Source organism: Inquilinus sp. OTU3971 (genome assembly GCF_038440215.1).
Genome location: NZ_JASATH010000189.1, coordinates 1 through 15,904, shown reverse-complemented (window position 1 = coordinate 15,904; position 15,904 = coordinate 1). Strand labels below are relative to the sequence as shown.

Below are 15,904 nucleotides of genomic sequence, written 5' to 3'. Positions count from 1 at the left end.
CACTAGCGGCGCTGCCCGGGGTCGAGGCCGAGCGGGCCGAAGTCGCCGTCAAAGGGAACGCGCTGCTGATCAGCGGCCAGCGAACGCTGCCGCCTGAGATCAGAACCGCGGTGATCCACCGACTGGAGCTGCCTCGAGGCCGGTTCGAGCGACGCATCTCCCTGCCCTCGGACAGATACAGCGTGGCCCAAGTCTCGTGGGCGCTCGGCTGCATCGCAATCGTGCTGCGCAAGCCGGCTTGATGGGGGTGTCCCGCCATGTCCCGATCGCCACTTTCCCCCGCCAACGGCAGCGATACGGCCAGCCCGAAGCCACCCTCCACCGATGTGGTGGCCCCCTCTGCAGCCCCCGCCGATGCGCTGATCATCGTCCCGGTGCGCGGCTTCGTGCTGTTTCCCGGGATCGTGATGCCGCTTACCCTCGGCCGACCAGGGTCGGTCGCCGCCGCCCAGCAGGCCCTGCGCGAAGGCCGCCCCATCGGGCTCCTGATGCAACGCGATCCGGAACAGGAGGAGCCCCTTGCAGCGGATCTCCATCGCATAGGCGTCGTCGCCAACATCCTGCGCCTGGTCACGGCATCGGACGGAACCCATCTCATCTGCCAAGGGCAGAGCCGCTTCGGGATCGACGACATCCTGTCGGAGCATCCGTACATCACGGCGCGCGTTCATCTCATCGAAGAGCCGGATGTCCGCTCGGCGGAGATCGATGCCCGCTTCCTCAGTCTCCAGGCCCGGGCCAGGGAGGCCTTCGAGCTCCTGCCCCAGGTCCCCTCGGAGCTCCTGGCGGCCGTGCAGAACGCGCAGTCGCCCGCCGCGCTGACCGACCTCGTGGCCACCTACATGGTCGACAGCGCCAGGGAAAAGCAGGAGATCCTCGAATCCGTCGATCTGACCGTCCGGATGGACAAGGTCGCCCGGTTGCTCGCCCAGCGCATCGAGGTGCTCCGGCTCTCTCAGGAGATCGGTCGCCGCACCCAGGTCTCGCTCGACGCGCGCCAGCGGGAGGTGTTGCTGCGCGAGCAGATGGCGGCGATTCAGCGCGAACTCGGTGAAGGCGGCGACAAGGCGCGGGAGATCACCGAACTCGGCGAGGCGATCGCGACGGCTCAGATGCCGCCAGAGGTCGAACGTGCCGCCCGCAAGGAGCTGGCCCGCCTTGAGCGCATGGCGGACGCGGCGGCGGAATACGGCATGATCCGAACCTATCTGGACTGGCTGATCGAGCTGCCCTGGACTCTGCCGACGGAAACGCCGATCGACATCCGCGATGCCAGGCGAATCCTGGACGAGGACCACTTCGGCCTCGACAAGGTCAAGCAGCGCATCATCGAGTATCTCGCGGTCCGCAAGCTTGCGCCCCAGGGCAAGGCGCCGATCCTATGCTTCGTCGGTCCGCCTGGCGTGGGCAAGACCTCGCTCGGACAATCGATCGCGCGGGCTATGCACCGCAGCTTCGTCCGTCTGAGCCTCGGGGGGCTCCACGACGAGGCCGAGATCCGGGGCCACCGGCGCACCTATCTCGGAGCCCTCCCCGGCAACATCATCCAAGGCATCCGCAAGGCCGGCGCGCGGAACTGCGTGATGATGCTGGACGAGATCGACAAGATGGGCGCCGGTATCCAGGGCGATCCGTCCGCCGCACTGCTGGAAGTGCTCGATCCCGAACAGAATGCCGCCTTCCGAGACAACTATCTCGGCGTGCCGTTCGACCTGTCCCATGTGGTGTTCATCACCACCGCCAATCTGCTCGACGCCGTCCCGACACCGTTGCGGGACCGCATGGAGGTCATCACCCTGTCCGGCTACACCGATGCCGAGAAAGCGCAGATTGCCCGCCGCTACCTGGTCCGCCGCCAGATCGAGGCGAACGGACTGACGCCGGAGCAGGCCGAGATCGACGACGACGCGCTCGCCGACATCATCCGCAGCTACACGAAAGAGGCCGGCGTGAGGGGCCTCGAGCGCGAGATCGGCCGAGCCTTGCGGCACGTCGCGACCGACATCGCCGAAGGAAGCATTGCCAAGGCCCGCATCCGTGCCAGCGATCTCCTCCGCCTCCTCGGGCGGCCGCGCTTCGAAGACGAGGTCGCGATGCGGGTGAGCGTGCCGGGAGTGGCGACAGGGCTGGCCTGGACACCGGTCGGCGGAGACATCCTCTTCGTCGAAGCGGCCCGTGCGCCGGGCAATGGCAAGCTCATCCTCACCGGGCAGCTCGGCGAGGTCATGCGCGAGAGTGTCCAGGCCGCGCTCACCCTGGTCAAGGGCCGAGCGGCCGAGCTCGGCATCGACGCCGCGCTCTTTCCGAAGAGTGACATCCACGTCCACGTGCCCGCCGGCGCCACGCCCAAGGACGGGCCGAGCGCCGGGGTCGCGATATTCGTGGCCTTAGTGTCGTCCCTGACCGGTCAGACCGTCAGGAGCGACACCGCGATGACGGGCGAGATCAGCTTGCGGGGCCTGGTGCTGCCGGTCGGCGGCATCAAGGAGAAGGTCGTGGCGGCGGCGCGTGCCGGGCTGAAGCGGGTGATGCTGCCGGCCCGGAACCGCCGCGACTATGACGAGATACCGGCGGATGCGCGTGACCGGCTGGAATTCATCTGGCTGGAGCGCGTCGACGATGCGATTTCGGCGTCGATCGAGCCAGCGGCGGAGCCAGCACGCGAAGTGTCAGGGGCGGCTGCCTGAGATCATCGCCGCCGGCTGCCCGGGTGCCTGCCCTCGTTGAAGCGGAGACCCGCCTTGATCTGCATCAAGGCTGAAACCGCCTCGACGGCATAACCAGGGGATGCTGAACGTCTTCTCCCGACCGGGACTGTCGGTATGGAATGGGAAAGAATACGAAAGAGCCCCGGCCAGAAGGCTGCCGCCAATCTCCAGGATTACGAGCGGTGCGCAGCGACATTCTCGTGGCAGGAAGCGCGGGAGGCGATCAGTGGACTGCCGGGCGGCGGCCTCAACATCGCCCATGAAGCCGTCGACCGGCATGTGCTTTGCGGGCGGGGCGGGCGGCTCGCTCTCCGCTGGATCGGCCGCGACGATCGGATCCGGGATCTCAGCTACGCCACGCTCGCGACCGAGGCCAACCGGTTCGCGAACATCCTCGCCCATAGCGGCGTCAGCAGGGGCGACGCCGTGTTCTCGCTTCTGGGGCGCAGGCCCGAGCTCTATATCGCCGCGCTCGGGACCCTGAAAAACGGCAGCGTCTTTTCCCCCCTGTTCTCGGCCTTCGGGCCCGAGCCGATCAGCGCACGGATGGCCATCGGCAATGCCAAGGTTCTCGTGACCTCATACGCGCTCTATCGACGGAAAATCGAGCCGTGGCGTCGAGAGCTCGCAAGCCTCGAGCAAGTCTTTCTCATCGACTGCCCCGACGATCCTCCGGCAGGCACAGCAGATTTCCAGAAAGCCATGTCCGCAGCGTCGACGTCCTTCGACATCGTCCGAACTAGCCCCGAGGATCTGGCCCTTCTCCACTTCACCAGCGGCACGACCGGACGGCCCAAGGGCGCGATGCATGTCCACGAGGCCGTCGTGGGACATTATGTGACCGGACGTCTCGCCCTCGACCTTCGCCCCACCGACGTGTTCTGGTGCACGGCCGATCCCGGCTGGGTGACCGGCACCTCCTACGGCATCATTTCTCCCCTCGCGATCGGCGCGACCCTCGTCGTCGACGAAGCCGAGTTCGAGACCGAGCGCTGGTACCGGATTCTGCAGGATCAGAAGGTCACTGTCTGGTACACCGCGCCGACCGCGATCCGTATGCTGATGCGGGCCGGGTCCGACGTGGCCCGGCGCTTCGATCTATCGAGGCTGCGCTTCATGGCGAGCGTCGGCGAACCGCTCAACCCCGAGGCCGTGGTCTGGGGCAGCGAGGCCTTCGGCATGCCGTTCCATGACAATTGGTGGCAGACGGAGACCGGCGGCATCATGATCGCCAACTACGCCGCCATGGACGTCAAGCCGGGATCGATGGGCCGGCCGCTGCCGGGCATCACGGCCGCCATCGTCGAACGCGAGGCAGACGGGACGGTCCGCGAGATCGACACTCCGATGACAGTGGGGGAACTGGCGCTTCGTCCGGGATGGCCGTCGATGATGCGGGGCTATCTCAACGAGGAGGACCGCTACCGCAAGTGCTTTGCCGGCGGATGGTATCTCAGCGGCGATCTCGCGATGCGGGATGCGGAGGGCTACTACTGGTTCGTCGGCCGCGGCGACGACGTGATCAAGAGCGCCGGCCATCTCATCGGTCCGTTCGAAGTGGAAAGCACGCTGATGGAGCACCCCGCGGTCGCGGAGGCCGGGGTGATCGGCATTCCCGATCCGACCGTGGGCGAGGTCGTGAAGGCCTTTGTCGCGCTGAAGCCCGGCACGGAGCCGAGCGAGGCGTTGCGCAAGGAGCTCCTGGGGCACGCCCGTAAACGCCTGGGCCCCGCCGTCGCGCCGAAGGACATCGCCTTTCGTCTCAATCTGCCGAAGACGCGGAGCGGCAAGATCATGCGCCGCCTGCTGAAGGCGCGCGAGCTGGGCCTGCCGGAAGGTGACATCTCGACCCTCGAAAGCGAGGAGCGATAACCATGCACGGCGACAAGCCGCATCTGTCACGGCCCCACGCTCTCGAGCTGCTGAAGCAGATGATCCGCATCCGCCGGTTCGAGGACAAATGTGCGGAACTCTACACGCAGGAGAAGATCCGCGGTTTCCTGCACCTGTACGATGGCGAGGAGGCCGTCGCGGTCGGCGTGATCCCAGTCCTCACCGCAAGCGATCGGATCGTCGCCACCTATCGCGAGCATGGCCATGCCCTGGTCCGCGGCGTCTCGATGAAGGCGGCGTTGGCCGAAATGTACGGAAAGCGAGAGGGCTGCAGCGGCGGCCGTGGCGGCTCGATGCATCTGTTCGACCGGTCGACCAATTTCTATGGCGGCAACGCCATCGTCGGCGGAGGGCTGCCGCTGGCCGTCGGCCTGGCCCTCGCGGACCACATGTGCGGCGAGCCCAACGTGACCGTCTGCTTCTTCGGCGAAGGCGCCGTCGCCGAGGGCGAGTTCCACGAAAGCCTCAATCTGAGCGCGCTGTGGGGTCTGCCGGTGCTCTTCATCTGCGAGAACAACCTCTACGCCATGGGAACGGCCCTCGCCCTCTCCGAATCCGAGACGGATATCCATCTCAAGGCGGCGTCCTACCGGATCGCGTCCGAGGCGGTCGACGGCATGGATGTCGTCGCCGTCGAGGCGGCAGCCCGTCGCGCCGTTCATACAGTCCGGGAGACCGGCAAGCCGTATTTCCTCGAGTGCCGGACCTACCGCTTCCGCGCCCATTCGATGTTCGATGCGCAGCTCTACCGCGACAAGGCGGAGGTGGAAGCCTGGCGCAAGAGGGGACCGATCGTGCGGTTCCAGGGATGGCTGGAGCAGAACGCGATCATTCACCCACAGGATCTGGAGCGGATCGAGGCCGACGTCGCCGCCGAGATCGCGGACGCCATCGCCTTCGCCGAGGCCGCGACCTGGGAGCCGATCGAGGACCTGACCCGCTTCGTCCATGCGGAGCGGGCCAACTGACGCTGTGGTGACGCCATGCCCGACAAAGCGGATGCGACCAGCACGATCGAGATGACCTATCGCGAGGCCATGCGGGAGGCGATCCGAGAGGCGCTGCAGCGGGACGAGCGGGTCTTTCTCATGGGCGAGGATGTCGGCCGCTACGGCGGCTGCTACGCGGTCAGCAAGGGCCTGCTGGCGGAGTTCGGCCCCGAGCGCATCCGCGACGCGCCGCTGTCGGAATCCGGCTTCACCGGGGCCGGCATCGGCGCCGCCGTCGCCGGCATGCGTCCGATCGTCGAGCTCATGACCGTGAACTTCAGCCTGCTCGCGCTCGATCAGATCCTCAACACGGCCGCCACCATGCGGCACATGTCGGGCAACCAGTTCGGCGTGCCGCTCGTGATCCGGATGGCGACGGGCGGCGGCCGGCAGCTCGCCGCCCAGCACTCGCGCAGCCTCGAAGGCTGGTACGCCCATATCCCGGGAATCAAGGTGCTGGCGCCGGCGACCATCGAAGACGCGCGCGGAATGCTCTGGACGGCGCTCGAGGATCCCGACCCGGTGCTGATCTTCGAAAACATCATGCTGTACAACATGACGGGACGCATCGCAGCGAATGCGGGCGCCGTCGACATCGCCAAGGCCGCCATCCGCCGCGCCGGGCGAGACGTTTCACTCATCACCTACGGCGGCTCGCTCTGGAAGACGCTCGAGGCTGCGGATGCTTTGGCACGCCAGGATATCGACGCGGAAGTCATCGATCTGCGCAGTTTGAGGCCGCTTGACACGCAGACCATCATGGACTCGGTCACGCGGACGCGTCGGGCCGTGATCGTCGACGAAGGCTGGAGGAGCGGGAGCCTGGCGGCGGAGATCTGCGCCCGCATCGTCGAGCAGGCCTTTTGGGAGCTCGACGCTCCTGTGGGCCGCGTCTGCAGCGCGGAGGTGCCGATCCCCTATCCGCGCCATCTCGAACAGGCGGCCATCCCCCAGGCGTCGACGATCGTCGACGCGGTGAAGGCGGCGTTGGGCCGAGGCTAGGAGGTCCGGGCCGTGGTCGAGTTTCGCATGCCCTCCCTGGGCGCCGAGATGGAAGCCGGCACGCTGGTTGAATGGCTTGTCGGGCCGGGCGACCGGGTGGCCCGCGGAGACATCGTCGCCGTGGTCGAGACGCAGAAGGGCGCCATCGAGATCGAGATCTTCGACGACGGCGTGGTCGATGAGCTTCTGGTCCCGCTCGGCGCGTCGGTTCCGGTTGGCACGGCTCTCGCCCGGATCAGCTCGGAGCGCGAGGCGGCCGCTGCCGAGACGACGGTGCGAGACCGCCCCGCCGCCGCATCACCGCCCCCAGCCACGCCCCCTCCTCCTCTCCCAACGCCGCACCAGCCGGCTCGGTTGCCCGCGGCGCCGTCCGACCGGATCCGGGCCTCTCCAGCCGCGCGACGGCTGGCTCAGGAGCGTGGTATCGATCTCGCCACCGTCCGCGGCAGCGGTCCGGGCGGCGCCATTCTCCGCGACGATGTGGAACGAGTGTCGACCGGCGGGACCACGAGAGCCGAGGCCGGCATCGACCTCGCCGCCATGCGCACCGCCATCGGCGCCGCAATGGCCCGATCGAAACGGGAGATCCCGCACTACTACCTTCAGCACCAGATCGACATGACGGCGGCCGAGGCATGGCTTGCACGCGCGAACGCCGATCGTCCGCCCGAAAGCCGGTTGCTGATGGGGGTTTTGTTCACGAAGGCCGTGGCCATGGCCGCTCGCCGCTTCCCTGCCTTCAGCGGGTTCTATCGCAATGGCGGCTTCGAGCCGGCGGCCGCCGTCCATGTCGGCATCGCGATCGCCATCCGTGGCGGCGGTCTGGTGGCGCCGGCGATCCATGATGCCGCGGAGCTGACGCTCGACGAACTCATGGCGCGGCTACGCGCCCTCATCCAGCGCGTGCGGGCCGGACGGATGCGCAGCTCGGAGCTGGCCGACCCGACGATCACCGTCTCGAGCCTCGGCGAGCGCGGCGTCGAGGTGCTGTACGGGGTCATCTACCCGCCGCAGGTGGCGATTCTCGGCTTCGGCAGGACCGTCACTAGGCCGTGGGTCGCGGATGGCCGTGTCGAGCCTCGCTCGATCGTGACGGCCACCTTGTCCGGCGACCATCGGGTGAGCGACGGCCACAGTGGCGCGCTGTTCCTTGCCGAGATCGGCCGGCTGCTGCAGGAGCCTGAAACGCTATGAGCGACGAGATCCGGACGATCGTGTGCGAGGAGCTCGGCAACATCGCACCCGAGGCCGACCTCTCCAAGGTCGATCCGGCGGCGGACCTGCGCGAGGCGCTCGATATCGACTCGATGGACTTCCTGACCTTCATCACGGCAATCCATCGGCGCTTCGGCATCAACGTGCCGGAGCTCGACTATCCGGAGCTTCTCACGCTCGACGGCGCCGTCCGCTACATCGAGGCGGGTTTCCAGCGTGAGCAAGGACCATCGACCAGGCAGGGGCGATGACCCGCCCTGTATTGATCCCGATCAAGGCCGGCGTGGATCGCGCCGGGTAGCATGCCTGCCGACAACCGGAATCGGGAAACTGCATGCAGGACCCATCCGAAAAGCCAGGAGCCATCGATGCCCTTTGCCGATCGGTCGGACGCCGGACATCGGCTAGCCCTCGCACTTGGCGCCTACAGGACGGAGCGGCCGGTCGTCTTGGCGCTGCCGCGGGGAGGCGTGCCGGTGGCAGCGGAGGTTGCCGCCGCCCTCGATGCTCCCCTCGAGCTGATCCTGGTCCGCAAGATCGGCGTGCCAATCCAACCCGAGCTCGCGATGGGTGCGGTCGTCGATGGCGACGAGCCCACCATCGTCGGCAATGACACCGTGATCCGTAACGCCGGGGTGTCCGAAGCCATGTTCAGAGCATGCTGCCAGCAGGAACTGGCGGAAATCGCCCGGCGACGGAAACTCTATCTCACCGGCCACCAGTCCGTCGAGGTGGCCGGACGTGTCGCGATCGTGATCGATGACGGTATCGCCACGGGCGCCACGGCGAGGGCCGCGCTGCAAGCGCTTCGACAACGGCGGCCAAAGCGACTGGTGCTGGCCGCACCCGTCGGGCCATTCTCGATTATCGGAATGCTGCGCAGTGTTGCCGACGAGGTCATCTTCCTCGAGGATCTCGATCCCTATGGAGCCATCGGGAACCTCTACGGAGATTTCCGTCAAGTCTCCGATCAGGAGGTGATCGAGATCCTCGCACGCTTTTCGCCGCGGGAGACCCGCCCTTCAAAGCCGGCCGGAGCGCGTTGAACTCCGTAGCGATTGGCACCGCGACTGCCATCGGATCGTCGAGACCGGAGCATATCGATGAATCGGGACCGACTTTTGAGCCCGCTGCTGCTCGAGGAACTGACCGGCATCGCCTCGCGGGCCGCGGCCGCGATCCGCGCCGTTGATGCGTCCCATGCGGAATGGCGGATCAAGGCCGATCGCTCTCCGGTCACCGCAGCCGATGAAGCGGCCCAGGAGGTGATCCTGGCCGACCTGTCCTCTCTGCTTCCCGGCGTGCCGGTGGTGGCGGAGGAGGATGCCGACGAAAGGAGTGTTCGGCCCGGCGCGGATCTTGTCCTCGTCGACCCTCTGGACGGAACGCGCGAGTTCCTGGCCGGCCGGGATGAGTTCACCGTCAACATCGGCATCATCATCGATCACGCGCCCGCAATGGGCGTGATCGCCGCGCCCGCCTTGAGCCGGATCTGGCGCGGCATCGTCGGCCGCGGGGCAGAACGGCTTCGTCTCTCGCCCGGCGCCAGGCCGAGCCAGGCCAGCGACCTGATCTCCATCCGAGCCCGCAAGCCACCAGCCGACGGCATCGTCGCGATGGTCAGCCGATCCCATCTCGACGAAAGGACCGTTGCGTTCCTGGCCTCGCTTCCGGCCTGCCGTCAGATCGCATTGGGTTCGTCCCTGAAGTTCTGCCGGATCGCGGAGGGACGCGCCGACCTCTATCCAAGGCTTGCGCCGACGTCGGAATGGGACATCGCAGCCGGCCACGCAATCCTGGCGGCAGCCGGCGGCGTCGTCACGACCCCCATCGGCAATCCCCTCACCTACGCGTCATCGCCCGACGGCTTCACTGTGCCGGGGTTCCTGGCCTGGGGTGATCCGGCCGCGGCACGGTCCATTTCCTACGATCGCTCCAGCAGCCCCATATGAGTCGCGATGCCCGCTGGCTGAAGGAATTGACAAGACCGTGCTGGGTGCAACTGCGCCCGGTACGGTCTCGTCGCCCGGTACTGCTGGTCAGCCTACAATGAGCTGGTCGTCGACGGCGGTGACACCGGGTACCGACCAGGCGGCTCGCTCCGCCTCGTCGAGCTCGTGCCAGCTCTGCACCTGGCCACCAAGGACGACCTTGCCGTCACTCACCTGAACCCGGATCCCGCTGGCCTCGACCTCGGCGCTCCGCTTGAGCGCGCTCTCTATCCGGCTCTTCACGTCCGACGCTTGGACCCCAGCCTTGATCTCGATGAGGTTGCTCACCCCGACGACGCCTGAAAGCGGACGCACCGCGCGCTCGGCGGCCGTCTTCTGGTATTGCCAGTCGACCTTTCCAGTGAGGGTGACCCAGCCCAACTGGACCTTCACCTTCACCGCCTCGTCCGGGATCGTCGTATCCCAGTCGATGACATGGACCGCCTGGGCCGCGATCTCGTCGTCGGCCTTCTTCTTGTTCGCGGGAAATCGCACTTCGATCTCCTGCGCGATGCCGCGCACGCCTTTGACGCGCTGGACCGCACGTTCCGCGGCGAGCTTCTCGGCATAGCTCGCAACATGGCCCGTCAGGGTGACAATCCCGTTGTCGGCCGCCACACCGATGCCGACGGCATCCACGCTCGGTTCGAAGTCGAGTTCATCGATAACGTGCTTGCGCAACTCCTGGTCGTTCATGACGCTCTCCACGAAAAGCTGATATCGTGAAATTAATTTGACATTATCTTCCGACCGCTCCCGGAAGCCCTTGACCTGGATCAACCAACCCGCCGCGGCCCAATCGAAAAGGGCATCCCGTGGCGGCCCCCTCGATCAGGCACGGTCGGCGAAGTTCTGCGAACCAGGTCATCAGGGCCGTCGGCCGTTCCGAGCCACCCACCGGTCGCCCTCTTTGCGGTAGCGCCGCTTGACCGCCGCCCAGGCCACGTGTGGGTGATCTCCTCGCGCTGTTTCAGGCCTCGATCGGCGTAGCTCGACCATGCGCTGTTGAACGCCTTGCGGAAGATCTCCTGATGATCGTGCAAGGGAGGGAGCACGCCCCAAAGTCGCCAAGCAGATTGATTGAGACGCCTTCTCCTGCCGCCCCCCCCTGCTGGCGGCGTCGCACCGACTGCGAAGAGAAGCGGGTGACCCGCGGGCTCAACTGGCAAACCTTGGAACAGCTTGACCTCACCAGCCCCAGTCAGAAGAGGCTCTCAGCCTGCCTCTTGTCGAATGGTTACACTTCGAGATGGGGCGGTTCGGCGTCAATGATATGGTGGATTGATGTGGATCAATTCGATTCCGGGCGTCCTGGCCCATATTTAATCAATGCTGTGATTGGGAGGTTTGCATGTTGGTTCAACACATGCTCGCCGAGGCGCGAAAACGGCTGGCAACCATCTCAGTCGACGCCCCGCTCGCAGAAGCAGCAAGGCTTTTGTCCTACGAGCACCTCAATCTGGTCGCTGTGTGCAACCAAGACGGCAAGCTGATTGGGGTCATCAGCGACAGCGACATCGTGCATTGTGTCAGCGCGTGTCACCCTGAATGCCGACGCGCCTGCACACTCGGTGCGGAGGCCGCCATGACTCGGGAAGTCATCGCGTGCACACTAGAGGATTCGTTGCGTGAAGTGTGGGCCAAGATGAAAGATCACGACCTGAGGCATCTCCCCGTTCTGGATGAGGCTGGCGGGCCGATCGGCATCCTCTTTGCGCGTGATGTTCTGCGCGTCCTCCTTGAGGAGGCACAAATCGAGGAGCAGGATTTGAAAGATTATTTTCTCGGACTTGGCTATCACTGACAATCCAGAATCAAGAATGGCAACTCACCTTCCAAATACCTCTTAGAGTTGGCCGACCTCTACCGAAATGGACACTCTCGTGCGATTGGCGACGGGCCGTCCATTATGTGGCGCCTCTCGGTCAGATATGCCAATTTGGCTTCCTCTTCAGCGATAAAGTCCAGCAGTACTTGCCGGTGGCATTCGTCTTGTGCCGATTGAAGCAAGCGTCTGATAAGCGCGATATTCTGCTGGACGATGAACCTCTCCATGGCTCGGCTCCCACTACATGACCTGCCAGAGCTCCAGCTCGGGAGGGGCGCCGATGTAGTCATCGAGTATGTCCGACCCTGGCGCCGGTGTCAGCCCCTGACAAGATTAGCATCCCGCGCCGTCGGTTCTGTTCGGCGCTCTTCTTCCCGGCCGGAAAGCGCACCTGGATCTCCTGGGGCGATGCCCCGCACGCCCTTGACCTGGATGAACCATTCCATCGCGCCCTTTCGGAAGGCATCCCGCGGCGGTCGCCCTCGGTCACGAGCCCCCGGCGAAGATATGCCAACTGGGTCGTCAGGGCCGTCGGCCGTTCCTGGCCACCCATTGGTCGCCTTCCTTGCGGTAGCGTCGCTTGACCGCCGCCCAGGCCACCCGATGGGCGACCTCCTCGCGCTGCTTCGGGCCTCGGTCGGCATAGCTCGACCATGCGTTGTTGAACGCGCTACGGAAAATCTCCTGAGCGTGCAAGGGGAGGTGTGACCGGATCGGCACAGGAAGATCGTCGATCGAGGGGTAGGGCATGTCGGATCTCCTTGTCTGATCTCCGCCAGTGCACCGAGATGGGGTTGGACGCTCTCGCAGCTCCGTTCACAAGGTCCCCTACGGATCCAGGGCACGATCACGCCAGCGGCGATAGGCGTCGCCATATTCGCTGTCCGGGCTGGTCTCGTTGCCAAAGCGGTCGCGGTACGGGTTGGTGACGCGATGACCGCGATGATCGAAGCCGTCGGTGACAGCAGCAATACCCCGGGTCTCAGCGATGGCGTCGTTGCGCAGGCCGCGCAGGAAGGCCATGGCGCCGAGGCCGTTGAGTCCGAGCCATTCCTCGGAGTCGCAAGGGGTCAGGCCCAGGCGGCGCGGAACCCTCCAGCGACCATGAATATCGAAGACGAGCGGTGCGGCGGCGTCGTCCGGACTGGGCGGCCTGGCTACGACGCGTAGATCCAGCCGGTCGCAGAAGCAGCCGCTCAGCTCCATCCGGTCTGATACGACGATGCTTGGCGTGAGCCCCAGCCACCGGAGGTGGCACAACGTCTGCGCAAACGGTAACACCGCTTGCGCTCGGGGCCTCCAACGCTGCGCTTCGGATACCGGATCACCTCGGGCGACGAAAGGATGTGCATGGGCCTGCATGGGCGTTTCCGGAGGAATGGGGCCGTCCCACGGGTGGCGGAGGTGGGGCCTATCCGCCAGGATGAAACTTAAGCACTCTGTCTTCCGGCGTGCAGATCCGCCTTGACCCAGATCAAACCTTTGGAGGAAGGGAACTTGAAGGAAGCGACAACGCACAGCCCATCTCAGCGGCTCGCCACAGGCGCATAATGTAGCTCGGGATGAAATGTCCCAGCAGGCTGACCGACTTCGTGCCCTTCCACTCCGGGCGGCCGTCCGTCGATTTGCGGCGATATGAACCCGCGTTCGCCCCGGGGGGCAAAGCGGCGATGGGTCAGGGCGCTCCGACGCACTGGAGCGTCGATAGCGGAAGGATCGACCGCGGGTGCCAATATCGGGCTACATGGGAAACTGCCCCCGGCAGTTCCGGATGCCGCTTGATATGCCAATGAACTCGGTGTGTCAGTCCTACTGATAAGATCTACTCACGGTGATCTTCGTCTGCAAACACGCTCGACCACCGTTCCTGGGACACACCTCCACTTGGTGAGAGGGCGGAAGCGTTTTGCCAGCAGATCCCGCCCTCGTTCGTACCCGGTCCTAACTGCAATCTTCACCGATGATGGGCCGAAACCGCAGACAGCACTTGACCGGACAGATCCTTGGCCACCTTGTGCGAGAGATCGCCGAGACTCAGCATGCCGATCAGGTTCTTGTTGCTGTCCATGACCGGCAGCCGGCGGACCTTCCTCTCCTCCATCACCTTGATAGCGGTCGCGATGTCGTCATCGGACGAGCAGCAGGTCACATTCTTGGTCATGACCTCCCTCACCGTCAGTTTGGCGGGATCACCGCTGTCAGCCAGTGCTCGACAGGTGATATCGCGATCGGTGACGATGCCGATCAACTGACCATCCGCGCGCACCGGAATCGCGCCGATGTCGTCGTCGCGCATTCGCCTGGCGACCTCTCTCAGGGAGGTGGTCGCCTCGACGCATGCTGCGCCGTTGTGCATCGCATCCTTGACCTTCATGATTATCCTCCTCATCACGGCGCCTGCACGACAAGCTCAGTGTCGCGATGGACGTCCATTAGGCAGAAGTTGAAATATTCAACCCGATCCGGAGATGTTCATTGATATGGATCAAGAACGATCCCTGGCGACACGCCCTCCCGACGAGATTTCAAGCGACTTCAAGCCGCCAAAACTCCACCAAACCCGCCGAACACGGCCCGATCCAAAGCAATGGCGCCATCTGGGGAAGAGCGCCGGATCATCTTGTGCGACAGAAGTTGTCACGCCGGCATCGCGAAGCTGCTCCCACTTTGACGAAGATCAATATGTGGAGCTGTCTTTGCGGCCATAAGGTTCTCGATACACGCGCTGGGGGGATGGCCATGGCGCCGGGCGTTCGGGTCGATGGCAGTGAATCCGCAACCTGGAGGAACAGTGGCGAAGCGGACGACGAGCGTTGTCCGGAGGAGAGGCTCACACCCCATGACCATCCGATTTGGGGAGACAAGCCGGGCATGGCACGTCCCGCCGCCACGGCCTCGGCCCTCATGTCTTTGCTACGCCACTATGCCTTCGGACTAACGGGTTCCACCGAGCATGGCGAGCGATTGGTCAAAGCCTGCCTGGAGCTTGCACCGCAGACACCCCCGAGGTTTGGCGACGCAAGGCACCTTCTGCGTCTTGCGCTGCTGGACGAACTCTGGAGGGCCGTCGAATCTGTCATCGCCCCCGCCCTCGTCGTCGACCGGGATGTAGCGTCCGTGCAGCAGGCTCTCTCACGGCTTCCGGCGCGCGAACGGCAAGCCTTGCTCCTCCTGATGATCGACAGCGTGAGCTTCTCGGACGCCGCCTGCGTCATCGGGATTTCACAGCTGGAACTGGTGGATCTGAGTGCACGCGCTCGCACCATGCTCGACCGAACGATTGAGGCTCACAGCACCATTCCGGGCCCGCCCTCTGCGTCGCTGTGATTCTGCTCCAGCACCTGCTGTCCGGACACTCTGACACTGGCCCATCCGCGCTGCGCGACACCGATGTTGGTCGCCAGAAACCTTATTCGGACGTGAGTTCAACCGACCAAAACTATCGCGCAGCGACAGGCACGGCCCGACCCAACGGAGCGTGGCGCCAGACCGGGACGCGCAAGTCTTCCTGCGCGCCACAGCTCCCGCGCCATGCGTCTGCACGCATTTTGACGAGGATCAACACGAAGGGCCGTCTTTGTGGCGACAATCTACCAGAAATCTCTCGAAGAGAGCTCGATGGACAAGGCCATTGGCGGAGGGGTTGCACGACGCTCTGGTGACCAAGCTCAACGGGTTCATGCTGCTGGCTCCGGACGAGATTTCGGTGTTGTGCGCTGCAAGAGGACCGGCAGCGCTACGCGCCAGGTGCTGGTCCATGCCGGGCAGAGGAACCGCCCGGTGATGGTCGTTCGCGACGGCTGGGCCTGCGTGCGCAAGATGCTGCCCGACGGCCGACGCCAGATCATCGATTTTCTCGTCCCCGGCGATGTCTTCGGTCTGGGCAGCGGCCCGCTTCGCAAGATGGACCGGGACCTCGTCGCAGTGACCGAGGTGGAGGTCGCGGAGATCCCCCTCCGCGCGCCGACGATGATCTTCCGGCGATGGTCCCGGATCGCGTCGGCGGTGCGCTGGGCTCTGGCCCGACAGGCCGCGATCGTCGAGGAGCATCTGGTCGGCACTGGCCTCGCCACGCTCCTCACGGGCGCCCCGCAAGGCCGCGAATGTGACAGGCCCGTCGCCACGTGATCCGACCGATCGCTGCGAGAGCAGCGGGACCCGTGAGGTCGCTCGCGGCAAGACATCGCGCGGCCGCGTACCGGCGCGTGGACCTATGCGACCGTCAGCAATGTCCGGTCGGTCAGGTGCGCAACCTTGTGCGACACGCTGCCGAGCAGC

General features: G+C 65.4%; 16 protein-coding genes. 12 read left to right on the top strand and 4 right to left on the bottom strand.

Annotated features, from left to right (window positions below):
* From AAHM41_RS32715 to AAHM41_RS32675, 9 genes are all read left to right on the top strand, one after another.
* On the top strand, positions 1–242 hold a 242-nt coding region (locus AAHM41_RS32715; RefSeq protein WP_342240820.1), incomplete at its 5' end, for an Hsp20/alpha crystallin family protein.
* Positions 243–257: 15 nt separating this feature from the next.
* Complete coding sequence (lon, locus tag AAHM41_RS32710) at positions 258–2,687, top strand: endopeptidase La (protein ID WP_342240819.1); 2,430 nt, start codon at positions 258–260, stop codon at positions 2,685–2,687.
* Between the two features lie 135 nt (positions 2,688–2,822).
* Positions 2,823–4,580, top strand: a complete 1,758-nt coding sequence (acsA, locus tag AAHM41_RS32705; RefSeq protein WP_342240818.1) for an acetate--CoA ligase — start codon at positions 2,823–2,825, stop codon at positions 4,578–4,580.
* A 2-nt stretch (positions 4,581–4,582) separates the two neighbouring features.
* Complete coding sequence (pdhA, locus tag AAHM41_RS32700; protein ID WP_342240817.1) at positions 4,583–5,569, top strand: pyruvate dehydrogenase (acetyl-transferring) E1 component subunit alpha; 987 nt, start codon at positions 4,583–4,585, stop codon at positions 5,567–5,569.
* 15 nt (positions 5,570–5,584) lie between these two features.
* The gene (locus AAHM41_RS32695; protein ID WP_342240816.1) at positions 5,585–6,592 is read left to right on the top strand and encodes an alpha-ketoacid dehydrogenase subunit beta; all 1,008 of its coding nucleotides are present in this window, start codon (positions 5,585–5,587) and stop codon (positions 6,590–6,592) included.
* A gap of 12 nt (positions 6,593–6,604) precedes the next feature.
* Complete coding sequence (locus AAHM41_RS32690) at positions 6,605–7,786, top strand: dihydrolipoamide acetyltransferase family protein (protein ID WP_342240815.1); 1,182 nt, start codon at positions 6,605–6,607, stop codon at positions 7,784–7,786.
* Positions 7,783–8,058, top strand: a complete 276-nt coding sequence (locus AAHM41_RS32685; protein ID WP_342240814.1) for an acyl carrier protein — start codon at positions 7,783–7,785, stop codon at positions 8,056–8,058. Before AAHM41_RS32690 ends, AAHM41_RS32685 begins: the two co-directional genes overlap by 4 nt.
* Before the next feature lie 117 nt (positions 8,059–8,175).
* Positions 8,176–8,853 carry a phosphoribosyltransferase gene (locus AAHM41_RS32680; protein WP_342240813.1) on the top strand — a complete coding sequence of 226 codons (678 nt, stop codon included), beginning with the start codon at positions 8,176–8,178 and terminating at the stop codon, positions 8,851–8,853.
* Positions 8,854–8,928: 75 nt separating this feature from the next.
* Positions 8,929–9,759: a 3'(2'),5'-bisphosphate nucleotidase CysQ family protein gene (locus tag AAHM41_RS32675; protein ID WP_342240812.1), complete on the top strand. Its 831-nt coding sequence runs from the start codon at positions 8,929–8,931 to the stop codon at positions 9,757–9,759.
* 87 nt (positions 9,760–9,846) lie between these two features.
* Here the strand turns inward: AAHM41_RS32675 and AAHM41_RS32670 are convergent, their stop codons facing one another.
* Positions 9,847–10,494: a BON domain-containing protein gene (locus AAHM41_RS32670; protein WP_342240811.1), complete on the bottom strand. Its 648-nt coding sequence runs from the start codon at positions 10,492–10,494 to the stop codon at positions 9,847–9,849.
* Between the two features lie 655 nt (positions 10,495–11,149).
* Here AAHM41_RS32670 and AAHM41_RS32665 point away from each other — a divergent pair.
* The gene (locus AAHM41_RS32665; protein ID WP_342240810.1) at positions 11,150–11,602 is read left to right on the top strand and encodes a CBS domain-containing protein; all 453 of its coding nucleotides are present in this window, start codon (positions 11,150–11,152) and stop codon (positions 11,600–11,602) included.
* Between the two features lie 546 nt (positions 11,603–12,148).
* On the opposite strand, the gene AAHM41_RS32660 is transcribed toward AAHM41_RS32665, so the two are convergent.
* From AAHM41_RS32660 to AAHM41_RS32650, 3 genes are all read right to left on the bottom strand, one after another.
* A complete protein-coding gene (locus AAHM41_RS32660; protein ID WP_342240809.1) occupies positions 12,149–12,376 on the bottom strand; it encodes a ChaB family protein in 228 nt (75 codons plus the stop codon).
* A 78-nt stretch (positions 12,377–12,454) separates the two neighbouring features.
* Positions 12,455–12,988, bottom strand: coding sequence for a hypothetical protein (locus tag AAHM41_RS32655; protein ID WP_342240808.1), 534 nt, complete (start codon positions 12,986–12,988; stop codon positions 12,455–12,457).
* A 592-nt stretch (positions 12,989–13,580) separates the two neighbouring features.
* Positions 13,581–14,000 carry a CBS domain-containing protein gene (locus AAHM41_RS32650; RefSeq protein WP_342240807.1) on the bottom strand — a complete coding sequence of 140 codons (420 nt, stop codon included), beginning with the start codon at positions 13,998–14,000 and terminating at the stop codon, positions 13,581–13,583.
* 497 nt (positions 14,001–14,497) lie between these two features.
* Here AAHM41_RS32650 and AAHM41_RS32645 point away from each other — a divergent pair, with 497 nt between their 5' ends.
* Positions 14,498–14,953 carry a sigma factor-like helix-turn-helix DNA-binding protein gene (locus tag AAHM41_RS32645; protein ID WP_342240806.1) on the top strand — a complete coding sequence of 152 codons (456 nt, stop codon included), beginning with the start codon at positions 14,498–14,500 and terminating at the stop codon, positions 14,951–14,953.
* A gap of 291 nt (positions 14,954–15,244) precedes the next feature.
* Positions 15,245–15,754 (top strand): Crp/Fnr family transcriptional regulator, encoded by a 510-nt coding sequence (locus tag AAHM41_RS32640; RefSeq protein WP_342240805.1) that lies wholly within the window; start codon positions 15,245–15,247, stop codon positions 15,752–15,754.
* Positions 15,755–15,904 lie beyond the last annotated feature (150 nt).